Origin of the sequence: Couchioplanes caeruleus, from assembly GCF_023499255.1 — a bacterium.
Taxonomy (GTDB): Bacteria; Actinomycetota; Actinomycetes; order Mycobacteriales; family Micromonosporaceae; genus Actinoplanes; species Actinoplanes caeruleus_A.
Genome location: NZ_CP092183.1, coordinates 6,693,345 through 6,708,641, shown reverse-complemented (window position 1 = coordinate 6,708,641; position 15,297 = coordinate 6,693,345). Strand labels below are relative to the sequence as shown.

Here is a 15,297-nt window from a genome sequence, read left to right as displayed (position 1 = left end):
TGAGGGTCAAGCCGGTGAAGACAAGCTAGCCGCCGAGCCGCCCCCGTGGTGGGCGCGCCCGCCATGACCAGGCCTGACAACCCACCGAATCAGGCCGCCACCCCGCGGCCCCACCGGGGCGGGCCAGCCCGCGCCGCAGGGGCCGCCGCGCCGCCGCCGTGGCGCAGCACCCCGCCCGAGCGACCTGGATGGGACGCCTCCGCGCGGCGCCCGGTCAGCGGTCGCCGGTCAGCGGTCGCCGGTCGGCGTCAGTTGGTGCCGGTGCCCGAGCCGGTGCCGCCCCCGCTGTCGCCGCCGCCGTCCCCGCCTTCGGTCGGCTGCGTGGTCGGGGGCGTCGCCGGCGTGGTCGTCGGCGTGGTCGTCGGCGTGGTCGGCCGCGTGGTCGTCGGCTTCGTCGTCGGGGTGGCCGGGGTCGAGGTCGGCACCGAGGGTGACGGCGAACGGCTCGGCTTCGTCGTCAGGGTCTGCTGCGGCGTGGCCCCGTTGGGCCGCTGCGGCGCCTTGGTCGGGGTGGTCTCCGTCGGGACGACCGGCTGGTCGGGCTGGTCGGTGTCCTGCGTGTCGGTCGGTACGACGCCCGTTCCGGAGCCGGGGTTGTCGTCGCCGCCGCCCCCGCTGGACAGCCAGATCGCCACGCCGAGGCCGCTGGCCAGCAGGAACAGCGCGATCACCGTGAACAGCACGGCGAGCTGGCCCTTGGACTGCTTGGGCCGGGCCGGGGCGAGCGGCGGGGCCGCCTCGAGCAGGTTGCGCTGCACCGGCATGGTGCGGCCGGGCGCGCCGGGGCTCATCGGGCGGGTGAGGGCGGTGCCGGTGAGTGACTGCGCGCGCATCCGGGCACCGGTCGCGCCGAGAGCCGCCGCGCCGCCGAGGGCCGCGCCGCCGAGCGTCGTGCCGGTGGTCGAGGGGCGTACCAGCCCGGTGCGGGTCATGGACGTGCCGGTCTGCGTACGCCATTCCAGCGAGCCGGCCGCAGCGAGCGCGGCCTCGGCGAACTCGGCGGCGCTGGCGAACCGGTCCGCCGGGTTCTTCGCCATGGCCCGGCTGATCAGCTCGCGGACCTCCGGCGGCGCCAGGCTGTCGGGCAGCGGCTCGGGATCGTCCTCGAGGTGGCGCAGCGCCACCTGCAGCGCGTTGTCCCCGTCGAAGGGCGGGACTCCGGCGATGCAGTGGTACGCCACGGCGCCCAGCGCATAGATGTCCGTGGCGGGGGAGACGTTCCCCTTCGCCACCTGCTCGGGTGCCATGTACAGCGCGGTGCCGACGATGGCGTTCAGCCCGGTGACGCTGGTGACCTGGGCGGAGCGGGCCACGCCGAAGTCGACGAGGATCACCGCGCCGTTCGGCTTGACGATGAGGTTGCCGGGCTTGACGTCGCGGTGCACGGTGCCGTTCTCGTGCGCGGCGTGCAGCGCGTCGGCGGCCTGCGCCACGATCGACATCGTCTCGCCGACGCCGAGGCGGCCCTGCTCCTTCAGCCGGGCGGACAGCGGCTCGCCGTCGACGAAGGCCATGACCAGGTACGCGCACTGGTCCTCGTCCTCGGCGTTCCCGGCGCTGTAGTCGTACACCTCGACGACGCCGGGGTGCCGGAACGCGGCCATCATCCGCGCCTCGCCGTAGAACCGGGCCGCGAACTCCGGGTCGGCGAGCATGGCCGTCCGCAGCACCTTGACGGCGACCGTCCGGCCGAGCACCACGTCGGTGCCCCGCCACACGTCACCCATGCCACCGGTGGCGATACGCTCGTCCAACCGGTAGCGGTTGTCCAGGAGACTTCCCGAACTGAGCACCAGCGGACCTATCTACTCGGGTGTCGCCACGACCGGATCATGAGGGGCCCGGCCACCGCGCGAGCCGCGCACAACGATACAGATTCCCCACGTCCCTGGGCGAGGTCGGTGGGTTGCGGATCGGGCACGCCGGAGAGCCGTCGGCAATCGGACGAAAAACGTGGAAATCGTACGCCGAACCGCGCCCCCGACGCCGTGAGTGGCAGGGGCGATCCGGTGGGTGATCGCTGCGCCGAGCCGCGCTCGACCGCGGAAGAGCCCGGATTGACGAAAAACGAGGCAGTCCCGCGCCGGCGGAACAAAACGGCCAGGTGGGCGGCGCGTCGGGGAGCGGTCGCCGGGTCAGCGGCCGCCGGAGCAGCGGTCGCCGGGGCAGCGGCCGTCGAAGCAGCGGTCTCCGGGGCAGCGGTCGCCGGGGGAGCGGCCGGAAATGCGGCGCGACCGGCGGGAGTCACCGGCGGGTGAGGGGCGGCACGGTCCGGCCCGCCGCGGAGTCCGCGACCAGCTGCGTGAACCGGCGCTCCCGCGTGTCGGCCCGTTTCGCGCTCACCACCCAGTGCGCCGCGGCGCGCCGGTAGGAGGCCGGCTGTGCGTCGAACCACTGCCATGCCTTCTCCTCCTTCCGGAACCGGGTGAGCTGCTCCTCGTCGAGGACAGCGTCCGCCGGCTGCTCGTACGAATATGTAGCGACCTTGTCGGGTTTCCGCTTCTCGAAGACGTCCAGCCCGGCCGGGTGCATCAGCCCCGCCGCGGTCAGCTCGGCGATCTTGGCGACGTTGACGGCGCTCCACACGCTGCCCGGGCGGCGTGGCGTGAAGCGGACCTGGTAGCGGTCCTCGTCGATGCGCCGGGCGATGCTGTCGATCCAGCCGAAGCAGAGCGCCTGCGCGATGGCTTCCGTGTGCTTCACGCTCGACCGGCCGGTGTGTTTCTTGTAGTAGCCGACGAACAGCTCGGGCGCGTCGGCGTGGTGCTTCTCGAACCAGGTCCGCAGGTCGGCCTCGGAGGTGAAGAACACGGCTTCCATGCCGAGGACCCTAGGGCCGGGGTACGACAAAGCCGCCCGGGCGGCAAGGGGCTCCGCCCGGGCGGCCAGTCTCAGCTGTCGTACGTCGGCGTGCTGACGATCGCCGTCTCCGCCAGCTGCAGTTCCTCGTTCTCGGCCCGGCGCTCGGCGGCGGCCCGGGCGGTGGAGGCGGCGGCCCAGCCCAGCGCGACGCCGATGAGGCTCGCGCCGATGATGACGCCCCAGGGCAGGCCCGGCTTGCGACCGGCGAGGGCGTTCGCGGCCAGGTTGGCGCGGGCCCAGGCCTCGTCCGTCGCGGCGTTCATCCGGGCGCCCGCCTTGCCGGCCAGCTTGTTGCTCCGGCGGGACGCCTTGCCCGCGAGCTTCTGGCTCTGCTGGGTCGCCTTGCCGGCCAGCTCGGCGACCTTGGCGCCGGCCACGCCCGCGGTCGCCTTGCCGGTCTCCTTCGCGCTCTCGCCGGCCGATGCCATTGCCGACGACAGGTAGTCCCAGGCCTCGGCGGCGGTGCGCTCGGCCTTGCCCTTGCGAGAGAACATCGTCTCCTACCTCCTGCAATCGCCGGGTACGGCGCTCCGTCACTGATCCGGAGGTGCCCAAGGGGCCGGAATCGCAAACGTGACCCGAACAGCACCGGCCGGTGCCGTGAACCCCGGGGGAACGGGCGGCCGGGTCCGCGACGCAGGACCGTACAAAGCTCGCTATTCGGACTCGATTCCCGCCGTACTGTCGGATGTGGACAGCGTCACGTCAGGTTAAACGGTGGACATCCCTAGGTAGGCTTGCTCCGGTTCATACGTGGCGCACAGCCACCTGCCAGGTTCGAGCACTACTGTCCGGTGCAGTTTCACCGGACCCGACGGGGGTAGTCACCGCCGCCCCCGGCGAGGGCCCGCACGGCAGTTCAGCGGCCCCTCGTTCCGAGGAGAGACGCCCGGGCGCACCCGGGCGGGTGGAGGTTAGGCGTGACGCTGTCGATAACGACGTCGACGAAGTCCACCGGTGTGGTGGAGGTCGCCCCGATGGGCGAGATCGACGTCGAGAACGCGTATGAGATCAAGGACGCCGTCGCGGAGCAGCTCTCCGCCGCCGCGCCGCAGCGCATCGAGCTCGACATGCACGGCGTCACCTTCATCGACTCCGTGGGGATCTCCGCCCTGGTGGCCGCCTTCCAGCTCGCCAGCGTCAGCGGCGTCAAGCTCGTGGTCACCCGCCCCAGCCGGTTCGCGCACCGTCAGCTGTGGGTGACCGGCCTGCTCGGCCTCTTCGGCGCGCCGGAGCCCTGCACGGACTGCGGTGACCCGGCTCACCGCACGCTCGTCCCGGGAGCCTGAGCGCAGGCGCAAAACCGACATTCGCGGGGTACGCGGCACCGCGCCCGTATTCGCCGCCTGACCGCGAGTGATCGTCGCGTTAAGCCCGTCTGTGGCGACTTGTCCCCGGGCTGGCCGTTACGGAATAGTGCCTGATCGTGGCGCGACTTCCGATGGGTACGGCCATCCTGCGGCGCTACGTCCTGATCGGCGCGATCGGTCAGGGCGGGGTCTCCACCGTCTACCGGGCGGTCGACTCGGTTCGCGGCCGCAAGCTCGCCGTCAAGATTCTTGCACCCACGCTCGCCGGCGACCCCGGCGCGCGCGACGACGTCCGCCGCGAAGCCCTCATCACGGACCGGCTGCGGCACCCGAGCGTCCCCCGCGTCTTCGAGTACGGCGACGCGCCGCTGCCGGACGGCACGGTCGTCCCGTACGTGGCGCTGGAGCTGCTCGACGGTGTACCGCTGACCGAGCGCCTGGCCGGGGGCCGCCTGGAATGGCCGGAGGCGGTCCGCATCGCCGCGACCGCCGCCGACGTCCTCGCCGTGGCCCACCGCCGGGGCGTCGTGCACCGGGACCTGTCCGCCCGCAACGTCATGCTCGCGACCGACGGCGTGAAGATCATCGACTTCGGCCTGGCCACGGCCACCCGCCCGGGCGACGGGATCACCGAGTCCCCGGCTCTGCCCTACTTCCGCACGGTCGCGCCGGGCCGGGACCGTGGCGCGCCGCCCTCGCACCCGAAGACGGCGTTCGCCCGCCCTGCCGACGACGTCTACACCCTCGGCGTACTGCTGTACGAGATGCTGACGGGCCGGTCGCCGTACCCGCCGGCGGTGGCCGCCACGATCGTCGCCGCGGGGCGCGCCGCGCATCTGGCGCCCACCCCCGTGCTGGCGATCCCCGGCCTGCCGCCGCGGTTGCGCGACCTGGTCCGGGCCTGCATGGCGAAGCGCCCCGAGGACCGCCCGGCCAGCGTGGACGTCGCACTGGACCTGTGGCGCCTGCTCGACGAAGCCCGCCCGCTCGAGCCCTCGGTGAACTGAACCGGGAGAGCCGCCCGCTCAGATGGCCGGCGTCTGCACGACGATGTTCTCCAGGTTGATCTTCACGTCGGTGGCCTCGCCCGGCGCCCGGATCGGGGTGACCGACGCGTAGCCCTCCGCCAGCGCCGCCAGGTCCGTACCCGGCTCCAGCGGCTCGTCCGCCGCCTGCACCGCCGTGCGGACGAAGCCCTCGCCCGCCTCCGCGATGCTCATCTGCACCTGGCCGAAGCGGGCGAGCCGGGCCCGCCGCAGCCCACGGATCCCGTCCACGTGCATGTCGGGCACGTTCAGGTTGAGCACCGTGCCGGGCGGCGTGTGGGTCAGCGTGGGCAGCAGCTTCACCGCCAGGTCCGCCGCACTGGTCCAGTGGCGCTGCTCGTCGTCCGCCTTGTCCAGGTCGGCGATCGCCTGGCCCCCGCTGCCCGCCGTACCGTTCGCCGGGGACAGGACGTCCAGCGACACCGCCATGCCGTGCAGGCCGGCGTGCGAGGCGGTCAGCGTGGCGCCGACCGTACCCGAGTGGATCACCGCGGCCCCGGCGTTGGCGCCGCGGTTGATGCCGGAGAGCACGAGCGTCGGCGTACGCCCGAAGGCCTCACGCAGCGCGAGGATCACGATGAACGCGGGCGAGGCGGCGACGGCGTACGCGGGGAGGTTCTTGGCCCCCGGCAGCTCGCGCGGCTGCACATGGATACGGCCGTTCTTCTCCACCGCGGTCATGGCGGCGCTGGTGCCGCTGGCCTCGGTCAGCGGCGCGGCCACGACGACGTCGAAGCCCTGCCGCGCCGTCGCCCGCGCCAGCCACCTGATCCCCGGCGCATCGATCCCGTCGTCATTGGTGATCAGAATCCGCGGAGCCTTCATCATGCTGTGCCTTCCTGGCATGCCCTCCTGGCCCTCACGGTCGCGGCTGGGGGCCGCTCGCGCGGGGGTGGTTCGGTGCAGTCGGTCATGCTGTGCCTTCCTGGCATGCCCTCCTGGCCCTCACGGTCGCGGCTGGGGGCCGTTCGCGCGGGCGAGGCTCGGTGCAGTCCGTCATGCCGGTACCTTCGCGGCGGCGGGGGTCAGCCGTACCCGCTCCGTCAGGACCTGGACCGCGTCGATGCGGCCCGTGCCGAGGCCGTGGCGGGTGACGTTGAGGGCGCCGGCGGCGGCCCCTGTACGCACAGCGTCACACAGGGTTCCGCCCTGGGCCAGCACCGCCGCGACCCCCGCGGTCATCGAGTCGCCCGCGCCGCGCGACTCGGCGGCGACCATGCGGGGCATGTCGACCTCGTACACCGTGTTGTCGATGAGGGCGAGCGCCCCGTCGCCGGCGCGGGAGACCAGCGCCACCTCGGCGCCGTCGTCGTGCAGCTTGAAGAGGGCCTTGGTCAGCGACTTCGTGGAGCCGTCGCGCACCATGCCGTCGCGGATCAGCTCCTCGTGGCTGACCTTGACCACGTGCGGGCGGGCCTCGAGCGCGGCGGCCAGGTGGGCGGCGGAGAGGTCCACGATCACCTTGCAGCCGTTCGCGCCGAGGTCGGTGGCGAGGCGCCGGTAGACCGACGGCGGCACCACGGACGGGTGGGCCGGGCCGCTGAGCACGGCGATGCCGGCGCGCAGACCCTCGGCGAGCGCCAGGCTGTACAGCTCGTCCATCTCGTGACGCGACAGCGGCTGCCCCGGGTCCTCGGCGAGCTCCTCGCGCTTGCCGCTGCGCCGGTCGTGCACGTACCAGCCCGTACCCGTGTCGCGCTTTATGGTCTTGAGCGTGACGCCGTGGAACTTGAGCAGCGGCTCCAGCACGCGCCCGACCTCGCCGCCGGCCGCCGCGCAGAGCGTCACCTGCGCGCCCAGCAGGGTGATCATCCGGGCCTGCCAGACGCCCTGGCCGCCCGGGTGCACGTGCAGCTCGGCCTTGTCGTGCTGCTGCTCGATGGTCACGGTGAGCTGGGGCGCAGGCACGAAGACCATGACCCCTTTGTTACCCATGGGGACAGTTTTACGCCTTTGGCCCGAGGTGCGGGACTGATCCGGAGATTTATGGCTTGCGGCCCAGCACGACGCCGTTGGCGCCGGGTGCCTCGAAGCGGACCGTACGGATGTCCGCGAAGCCGGCGCCCGCCAGCCACTCCGCGTACTCGGCGTCCGCATAGTTCCGGCCACCCTCCGTCTCGACCAGCATGTTCATCCCCATCAGCGCGGCCGGCGCCGGTCCCGTACGGTCGGCGTCGAGCAGCAACTCGGAGATGATCACGAGGCCACCGGCGGGCAGTGCGGCGTACGCCTTGCCCAGCAGCTCCCGGTTCGTCGCCGCGTCCCAGTCGTGCAGGATCATGCTGAGCAGCAGCACGTCGTGCCCGTCCGGCAGGGCGGCGTCGCGCAGGAAGTCGCCGGGCACGGTGGCGATCCGGTCGGTGAGCCCCGCCGCGGCGATCTTGCCGGCGGCCAGCTCGCACACGTGCGGCAGGTCCAGCACGGTCGCGGTCAGCCCGGGGAAACGTTCGCAGAGCTCGATCGGGTACGCCCCCGAGCCGCCGCCCACATCGAGGAGCCGCCGGCACGCGCCCAGGTCCACGGCCTCGCCGAGCGCCCGGGCGGTGAAGATCGAGGTGGAGTGCATCGCCTCCCAGAACGTCCCGAGCAGCTCCGGCTCCGCCGTGGTGAACATGGACTCCTGGCTCGCCGGGTCCCAGGTCAGCGGCTTGTCCGAGCGCAGCGCCTCCCCGACGCGATGCCACGGCAGGTATGTGCGCTGGTCGCAGTACCGCACCTGGCCACCGAAGTAGTACGGCCGCCCGCGGACGAGGAACTCCTCGGCGAGCGGGGAGTTGCGGTAGCCCTCGCCGGCGCGTTCCAGCAGGCCCAGCGAGGCGCACGCGGTGAGCAGCAGGTCGGCCGGCCGCTCGGGGAGGCCGAGTTCGCGTTCGGCGTCGGCGACGGTCAGCGTGCGCCCACCGGCGAGCTTGCTGAACAGGTCGAGCTCCACCGCGGCGGCGAACGTCTTGAAGCTCCAGAAACCGGTCACCAGGTCCATGAGGGGCGTGGGGGTCACCATGGTGCAGATGATCCCAAATGGGCCCCGTCCTGGCGAGGATCCGGCGCTACCGGGGCGCCGCCTCGGTGAGCTGCTGGACGACGGGGATGAGGTCCGGGCGGTTGCGCAGCAGGTCCTCGAGGCGTACGCGCCACCGGCTGGCCTCGATGTCCACGGCGAAGCGGTCGTTGTCACTGCTCTCCACCGACGCCGCGAGCAGGCGCTGACGGGTGTTGGACAGTTCGCCGTAGAGGTCGGTGCCCAGCCGGCTGAGGATACGGCCGGCAAAAGCGTCGTAGCCCGGTCCGCCGGCGGCCCGGACGAAGGCGCGGGCGCCGTCCCAGGCCACTCGGGGTTGATGGATGACCGACTGACTCATGATGTCCCTCCGCTGTTGGTCAGTGACCAAGTGTAGGGATGCGAGGAGGTTTCGGGACTTGGTTCACCAGCCTGCGGGCGTACAGGATCGGTGGCCGGCGGTGACCGGCTCCGCCTGCAGCGTCGCGTGGTCGATGTGGAAATCATCGTGCAGCGCCTCGCGGGCGGACGCAAGGACTGAGCCGAGGTCGGCGTCCGGGACGAGGCTCAGGTGCGCCGATGCCACGTCCATGCCGGAGGTGAGCGTCCAGACGTGCAGGTCGTGCACGTCGCAGACGCCCGGCACGGCGGCCAGCCGGTCCCGCACCCGGGTCATGTCGAGGTGCGCCGGGGCGGCCTGCACCAGGATGCGCACGGCGGAGCGGGCCAGCGCGAACGTCCGGGGCAGGATCATGAGCGCGACGATCACGGCCACGATCGGGTCCGCGTACGCCCATCCGGTGGTCGCGATGACGACCGCCGCGAGAATCACGCCCGCCGAGCCCAGCAGGTCGCCGACGACCTCGAGGTACGCCCCACGCACGTTGAGGCTCTCCTTGGCGCCCGAGCGCAGCAGCCCGAACGCGATCAGGTTGACCACCAGGCCGCCGACGGCCACGACCAGCATCGACCCGGCCGGCACCTGCGGCGGGTCGGAGAACCGCCGGACGGCCTCGACCAGCACGTAGACGGCGACGCCGGTGAGCAGCAGCGCGTTGCCCAGGGCGGCCAGCACCTCGAGCCGGTAGAGGCCGAAGGTGCGCTGCGAGTCCGTGTGGGCGCGGCCGGCGGCGTGGATGGCCGCGAGCGCCATGGCGATGCCGAGGACGTCGGTGAACATGTGCCCGGCGTCGGAGAGCAGCGCCAGCGATCCGCTCAGCAGCGCGGCGGCCGCCTCGACCAGCATGAACGCGGCCAGCAGCCCGGCCGCCCACCACAGCCGCGAGCGGTGGCGCTCGCCCGCGCGCAGCGCCTGCCCGCCGTGGTCGTGCCCGGCTCCCATGCCCCCCACCTTCCGTCCTCGCCCCGCGCCCCGGCAAACGTATGTTCGTATCGCTATGTATGCAAGTTGAACTCGATTGTCGTTGCCGGGGTATGACTCACCAAACCGCCTCGCCTGGAGGGAACCACCCCCATGTCCAGACGCACCCTCGCGATTGTTGCCCTGACCGCGCTCGCCGTCACCGCCGCCGCGCCGTCCGCGGCCGCCGCCCCCACCCACAGCGGCTTCTGGCCGACGGTGGTCCGGCTCCCCGACGGTTTCCAGCCGGAGGGCATCGCCATCGGCAAGCTGCCGTACGCGTACTTCGGCTCCCGCGCCGACGGCGACATCTACCGCGTGAGCCTGCGCACCGGCCGCGGCGACGTGATCAGCCAGGGCCCCGGCACGCCGTCGCTCGGCATGAAGATCGACCACCGTGGCCGGCTGTTCGTCGCCGGTGGCAGTGGGGGCGACGCCCGCGTGCTCGACGCCGCGACCGGCAGGGTGCTGCGGTCGTACCGGCTGCAGACCGTGCCGTCGTTCATCAACGACGTCACGCTCACCGGCGGGGCGGCCTGGTTCACCGACTCGACCAACCCGGTGCTGTTCAAGCTGCCGCTGGGCCGCCACGGCAGCCTGCCCGCCGAGGCGGTGCCGGTGCCGCTGACCGGAGCCATCGTCTACGCCGACGGCATCAACGCCAACGGCATCACGGGCACCCCGGACGGGCGCGGCCTGATCGTCGTGCAGTCCGGCACGGGCAAGCTTTTCCGTACGTCGTACAGCGGCGTGACCAGGGAGATCGACCTCGGCGGCGAGTCGGTGCCCAACGGCGACGGCCTGTGGCTGCGCGGCGCCACCCTCTACGTGGTGCAGAACCGGCTCAACGTCGTCGCGAGGATCCAGCTGAACCGGCACGCGACGAAGGGCACCGTGGTCAGCCGCACCACCAGCCCCGGCTTCGACGTCCCGACCACGATCGCCGAGTACGGCAAGCGCCTCTACCTGCCGAACGCGCGCTTCACCACCACGCCCACGCCGACGACCCCGTACACCGCGGTCGCCGTGCCGCGGCCCTGAGAGCGGCCCTCACCCCGTCCAAACCACCCCACCGCCACCCACAAGCGGACTAAAGGCTCTGCCAGGGCCGGGTGCCGGCGGTGGTGAGCCGCTGCGTCGCGCGGGACAGCGCGACGTACAGCGTCCGCACGCCGCTGGCATCCGTGGCGATCTCCGCCGGCTCGATCAGCACCACCGCGTCGTACTCCATGCCCTTGGCCTCCAGGGCCGTCACGACCTGGACCCGCTCCGGCAGCCCGGCCACCCACGCGGCGATCTCGGCGCGCCGCGGCACCGGCGTGATCACGCCGATCGTGCCGTCCACGTCGGCCAGGTGCTTCTCCACCGCCTGCCGGGCCACCTCGGGCAGCTCCGCGGCCGGCACCACCAGGTCGACCGGCTCCACGCCCGTGCTGCGCACCGCCCGGGGCAGCGGCAGGTCCGGCATGATCGTGCGGATCACCCCGGCCGCCACCGCGAAGATCTCCGAGGAGTTCCGGTAGTTGGTGGTCAGCGCGTACGTGTTGCGCTTGCGCGTGCCCAGCGCCTTCTCGCGCGCCCGGTCCAGCTCGCCGACATCGCCCGACCAGGCCGTCTGCGCCGGGTCGCCGACGATCGTCCACGACGCGTACGCGCCCCGCCGGCCGATCATGCGCCACTGCATGGGCGACACGTCCTGCGCCTCGTCCACCACCACGTGGGCGTAGTCGCGGTAGTCCTCGTCGCGCTGCACGGCCTGCGCGCGGGCGGCGGCCTGGCGGTCCGCGTACGTGCTGACCTCCTGCACCCCGTCGCGTACGTGGAACGGGTTCTTCGTCTTCTGCTGCGCCCTGCGCGGGCGCCCCATGAGCTCGTCGAGCTCGTCGAGCAGCGCCACGTCCGCGATCGTGGGGCCGTGCTCCGCCAGGCCGTCGAACGAGCCCTGCAGCAGCGCGATCTCGTCCCTCGACAACAGCCCGTTCGCGTACGCCCGCAGCCGGGCCGGCTCCGCCAGCCACCGCAGCACCCGCATCGGCGTGAACCGGGGCCACCAGGCGCGCAGGAAGTCCCGGAAGTCGGCGCGGTCGGCCAGCTCCGACTCGAACTCCGGCTTCTCCGGCAGGTTGCGGACGGCCCCGCGCGCCTGCGCCCACAACGCGTCGAAGATCCGGTCGAAGCCGGTGCCCCGGACCTCGTTGCGGCGCGCGCCCCGCGGCAGCGCCTTGCGCCGGATGCGGTCCAGCTCAGCGGCGTCCAGGCGCAGCAGCGTGCCCCGGTACAGCAGGCGCAGCTCGGTCGGCCCGCCCGGCACCGCGTCGTGCGACGCGCGCTCGAGCACCCGGCGCATCCGCAGCGAGCCCTTGACCGCCGCCACGTCGGTGGGGTCGACCCGGGTGGCGTCGTACCCGGGAACCAGCGAGCCCAGCGACCGCAGCGTCGCGGTGTCCTCACCCAGCGACGGCAGCACGGTCGCGATGTAGTCGACGAACACCCCGGACGGGCCGACCACCAGGATGCCGCCGCCGGCGAACCGGCCCCGGTCCGAATACAACAGGTACGCGGCGCGGTGCAGCGCGACGGCGGTCTTGCCGGTACCCGGTCCGCCGGTCACGATCGTCACGCCGGACGCGGGGGAGCGGATCGCCTCGTCCTGCTCACGCTGGATCGTGGCGACGATGTCGCGCATGCCGCGCCCGGTCGCCTTCGAGAGGCTGGCCAGCAGGGCGCCGTCGCCGACCACGCGCATGTCCGGCGGCGCCGCCTCCGGATCCAGCAGGTCGTCCTCGATGTTCGTGACGTGCTCGCGCGCCGACTGGATCATCCGGCGCCGGACCACCCCGAGCGGCTCAGCGGGCGTCGCCCGGTAGAACGCGGCCGCGGCCGGGGCCCGCCAGTCCACCACCAGCGACTGGGAGTCCTCGTCGCGGATGCCCATGCGGCCCACGTAGTGCACCGCGCCGGTCTTCAGGTCCAGGCGGCCGAAGACCAGCCCCTCGTACTCGGTGTCGAGCGCGTGCCGTCGCCGCGCCGCGTGGAACACCATCGCGTCGCGCTCCACGAGGGCGCCGAACGTGCCCACGCCGGCGAGCTTGTAGCCCTCCTTCTCGGCGCGGGACGCCTCCCGGCGAAGCTCGGCCAGGCGGGCGTACACCCGGTCGACGTGCTTCTGCTCGGCAGCGATCTCCTGCTGCAGGACATGGGCGTCGCTCAAGTCGGTCAGTGCTCCCCGCTTGTGGATCAGCTGGCTGCCGCCGCCGCGTACCGTGCGAAGGGGGCAATCGAACTTACTCCTACCGGGGTGGTCGAGTCGACGGCGGCACGCCTGCCGGCCGTTTGCGACCCTTCGCCGCCCGGTCAGGCCGCCTGGTCGTAGCCGTCGCGGCGGGCGCGGCTCAACCGGCGGCGGCGCTGCGCGGCGGTGCTCTCCGCCGCCTTCGCCACGACCGCGCTCAGCGCCGTGGTGACCAGCTCCGGGCGCTCCATCATCAGCATGTGCCCGGCGCCCTCGCACACCGTCAGCTCGGTTCCGGGCAGCGCCTCCGCGATCGACTCCGCGCACGGCGGCGGGGTCAGCCGGTCCCGGTCGCCGACCAGCGCCGCGGCGGGCACGTCACCCAGCGTCGCGAGCGTGTCGAGGCGGTGCTGGTTGCCCACCGAGTTCCGGAAGCCGCCGATCGACCGCAGCGACGCCCGGCCCACCGCCGACATGACCATCTGCAGGTCACGGTCGTCGTACTCGTCGCCGAACAGCAGCCAGCGCACCCCCGGCCGCAGCGCCGGCAGGACCGCACGGTGCGGCCGCCACGCGCCGAGCCGGGCCAGCACACCCGCGCCGGTCTGCTCCGCGGCGCGCAGGAACGGCGTCAACGGGGTGGGCAGGCCGTAACAGGTGTGGGTGGCGCCCTCGGCGGTGGTCGAGACGAACACCAGGCCGGCGACGCGCTGCGCGAAGTCCTCCGGGTACGAGTCGGCGTACTCCATGATCGTCATGCCGCCCAGCGAGTGCCCCGCCAGCACGACGGGGCCCGAAGGGGCGTACGCGTCCAGCACCTCCGCCAGATCGTCGCCGAGCTGCCCCACCGTGGCCGACCGCAGCCGCGTGACACCGGAGAGCCCGTGCCCCCGCGCGTCGTACGCGACCACCCGCACGTCCGTACCCTGCAGAGCTCGCATCTGGTGGTGCCACGTCCGTCGGTCCAGGCACCATCCGTGCAGCAGCACGACGGTCACCGGCGCGTCCGCCGGACCGGACGTCTCGACGTGCAGTCGAACGCCGTCGGCGAGGGTGAGCTCCGAGCGCTCCGACATGGGCACCTCCGTGTATCGCACGGCCCCGTTGTACCCACGGGTAATCAGCATCACTCTCGATCGCCGGAAAAGCCACTGTCCGACCGGATCTTCCACTGCGCCTCGAGGCCGCCCCGACCACGCGTACGGCCTTCGGGACGTGATGTGCCTCGCACAGCCTGTGCTGCGGCTCCTCTTCGTAGAGAATCGGAGCCATGACGGGTCCGACCCCTGCCTCGCTGCCCACGGCCTCCGCGCCCTCCGTACCCGATGCCGTACCGGTCTCCCCGGCACCGGCCGGGACCGCCGTCGTCCAGGAGCGGATCATGCTGCCTGCCGACGCCCTCGCCGAGCTGATGGCCGGCAACCGCCGCTTCGTCACCGGCAAGCCGGAGCACGGCCACGACGTCGCCGCGGCGGCCGCCGCCTCCAGTGGTCAGCTGCCGCACGCCGTCGTCGTGGGCTGCATCGACTCGCGGGTACCGCTCGAAGCGATCTTCGACCAGACCTTCGGCTCCATCTGCGTGGTCCGCTCCGGCGGCCACGTCGTGGACCGCGCGGTGCTGGGCTCGGTCGGCTTCGCGGTCTCCGCCCTCAACGTCCCCCTGATCATGATCCTGGGCCACGTCCGCTGCGGCGCGGTCGACGCGACCGTGCAGTCCCTGCGCGCGGGCGACAACCCGGGCGGCGACCTGGGCTACCTGGTCGACGAGATCGCCCCGGCGGTGCACAGCGTGGGCCTCGACGACCCGGACGTGGCGGCCAAGGCGATGCGCGCCCACGTCACCCGGACCGTACGCCGCATGCGCGACATCGCCGGCGTGCCGGAAGCGGTGGCGGCGGGCACGGTGAGCATCGCGGGCGCCGTGTACGACCTCGACACCGGCGAGGTCGAGCTCCTGACCTGAGCCGGTCCCGGCTCTGCTCCGGCGTGTCGCCGGGCCTCGGTCGGGGCTTTCGGCCCTCACCCGGGCCGGCTTTCGCTCTTCGCCGGTCCAGCTTCCTGCCTTTGCCCGGGCCGGCTTCCTGCCCTCGGGCTGCTCCGGCTCGGCTCGGCTTTTCGCCGCGCCGGCCCTGGCTGCGGCCGGGCTATCGGGGTCGGCTCGGCTTTCGTCCGGCCTCGGCTTCGGCTGCCCCCGAGCCATCGGGCTCGGCTCGGCTTTCTCCCGGCCGGCTTCGGCTGCGACCGGGCGGCTATCGGGCTCGGCTCGGCTTCGCCCGGTTCGGCTTCGCCCGGTTCGGCTTCGCCCGGTTCGGCTGCGGCCGGGCTCTGGGTTCCCGGCGTGGCCGCGCGGTCCCCGGCCGGCCTGTAGGCCTTGGCCTGACTCCCCGGTCCGCCACGGCCGGCTTTCCACCCGCCTGGTCCGACGGGGGCTGATCAACTTGTCGTGATCTTCGGTGGATGCGAAAAGGCGCTCCCGGGTACGAAACCCT

General features: G+C 72.9%; 14 protein-coding genes. 4 read left to right on the top strand and 10 right to left on the bottom strand.

Annotated elements, in window-relative coordinates; genetic code table 11:
- Positions 1-248: 248 nt before the first annotated feature.
- From COUCH_RS31015 to COUCH_RS31005, 3 genes are all read right to left on the bottom strand, one after another.
- On the bottom strand, positions 249-1,793 hold the full coding sequence (locus COUCH_RS31015) for a serine/threonine-protein kinase (protein WP_249608743.1): 1,545 nt from the start codon (positions 1,791-1,793) through the stop codon (positions 249-251).
- A 451-nt stretch (positions 1,794-2,244) separates the two neighbouring features.
- The gene (locus COUCH_RS31010) at positions 2,245-2,820 is read right to left on the bottom strand and encodes a YdeI/OmpD-associated family protein (protein ID WP_249608742.1); all 576 of its coding nucleotides are present in this window, start codon (positions 2,818-2,820) and stop codon (positions 2,245-2,247) included.
- A gap of 71 nt (positions 2,821-2,891) precedes the next feature.
- Positions 2,892-3,356 (bottom strand): hypothetical protein, encoded by a 465-nt coding sequence (locus COUCH_RS31005; protein ID WP_249608741.1) that lies wholly within the window; start codon positions 3,354-3,356, stop codon positions 2,892-2,894.
- A 426-nt stretch (positions 3,357-3,782) separates the two neighbouring features.
- Between COUCH_RS31005 and COUCH_RS31000 the strand changes: the two genes are divergently transcribed.
- Together COUCH_RS31000 and COUCH_RS30995 are read left to right on the top strand one after the other, a co-directional pair.
- Positions 3,783-4,151, top strand: coding sequence for an STAS domain-containing protein (locus COUCH_RS31000; RefSeq protein WP_249608740.1), 369 nt, complete (start codon positions 3,783-3,785; stop codon positions 4,149-4,151).
- Between the two features lie 137 nt (positions 4,152-4,288).
- Positions 4,289-5,179, top strand: coding sequence for a serine/threonine-protein kinase (locus COUCH_RS30995; protein WP_249608739.1), 891 nt, complete (start codon positions 4,289-4,291; stop codon positions 5,177-5,179).
- An 18-nt stretch (positions 5,180-5,197) separates the two neighbouring features.
- Here COUCH_RS30995 and surE read toward each other — a convergent pair whose 3' ends face one another.
- The 5 genes from surE to COUCH_RS30970 form a co-directional block, all read right to left on the bottom strand.
- Complete coding sequence (gene surE, locus COUCH_RS30990; protein ID WP_249608738.1) at positions 5,198-6,046, bottom strand: 5'/3'-nucleotidase SurE; 849 nt, start codon at positions 6,044-6,046, stop codon at positions 5,198-5,200.
- A gap of 168 nt (positions 6,047-6,214) precedes the next feature.
- A complete protein-coding gene (locus COUCH_RS30985; protein WP_249608737.1) occupies positions 6,215-7,135 on the bottom strand; it encodes a PfkB family carbohydrate kinase in 921 nt (306 codons plus the stop codon).
- A gap of 67 nt (positions 7,136-7,202) precedes the next feature.
- Positions 7,203-8,219, bottom strand: a complete 1,017-nt coding sequence (locus COUCH_RS30980) for an acetylserotonin O-methyltransferase (protein ID WP_249608736.1) — start codon at positions 8,217-8,219, stop codon at positions 7,203-7,205.
- A gap of 46 nt (positions 8,220-8,265) precedes the next feature.
- Complete coding sequence (locus COUCH_RS30975) at positions 8,266-8,577, bottom strand: hypothetical protein (RefSeq protein ID WP_249608735.1); 312 nt, start codon at positions 8,575-8,577, stop codon at positions 8,266-8,268.
- Between the two features lie 63 nt (positions 8,578-8,640).
- The gene (locus COUCH_RS30970) at positions 8,641-9,558 is read right to left on the bottom strand and encodes a cation diffusion facilitator family transporter (RefSeq protein WP_249608734.1); all 918 of its coding nucleotides are present in this window, start codon (positions 9,556-9,558) and stop codon (positions 8,641-8,643) included.
- 132 nt (positions 9,559-9,690) lie between these two features.
- Between COUCH_RS30970 and COUCH_RS30965 the strand changes: the two genes are divergently transcribed.
- Positions 9,691-10,617 carry an SMP-30/gluconolactonase/LRE family protein gene (locus tag COUCH_RS30965; RefSeq protein WP_249608733.1) on the top strand — a complete coding sequence of 309 codons (927 nt, stop codon included), beginning with the start codon at positions 9,691-9,693 and terminating at the stop codon, positions 10,615-10,617.
- A gap of 49 nt (positions 10,618-10,666) precedes the next feature.
- Here the strand turns inward: COUCH_RS30965 and COUCH_RS30960 are convergent, their stop codons facing one another.
- Positions 10,667-12,787 (bottom strand): HelD family protein, encoded by a 2,121-nt coding sequence (locus COUCH_RS30960; protein WP_249608732.1) that lies wholly within the window; start codon positions 12,785-12,787, stop codon positions 10,667-10,669.
- A gap of 143 nt (positions 12,788-12,930) precedes the next feature.
- On the bottom strand, positions 12,931-13,884 hold the full coding sequence (locus COUCH_RS30955; RefSeq protein ID WP_249608731.1) for an alpha/beta fold hydrolase: 954 nt from the start codon (positions 13,882-13,884) through the stop codon (positions 12,931-12,933).
- A gap of 305 nt (positions 13,885-14,189) precedes the next feature.
- On the opposite strand from COUCH_RS30955, the gene COUCH_RS30950 reads away from it, so the two are divergent.
- Positions 14,190-14,771, top strand: a complete 582-nt coding sequence (locus tag COUCH_RS30950; protein ID WP_249613858.1) for a carbonic anhydrase — start codon at positions 14,190-14,192, stop codon at positions 14,769-14,771.
- The last annotated feature ends 526 nt before the right edge of the window (positions 14,772-15,297 follow it).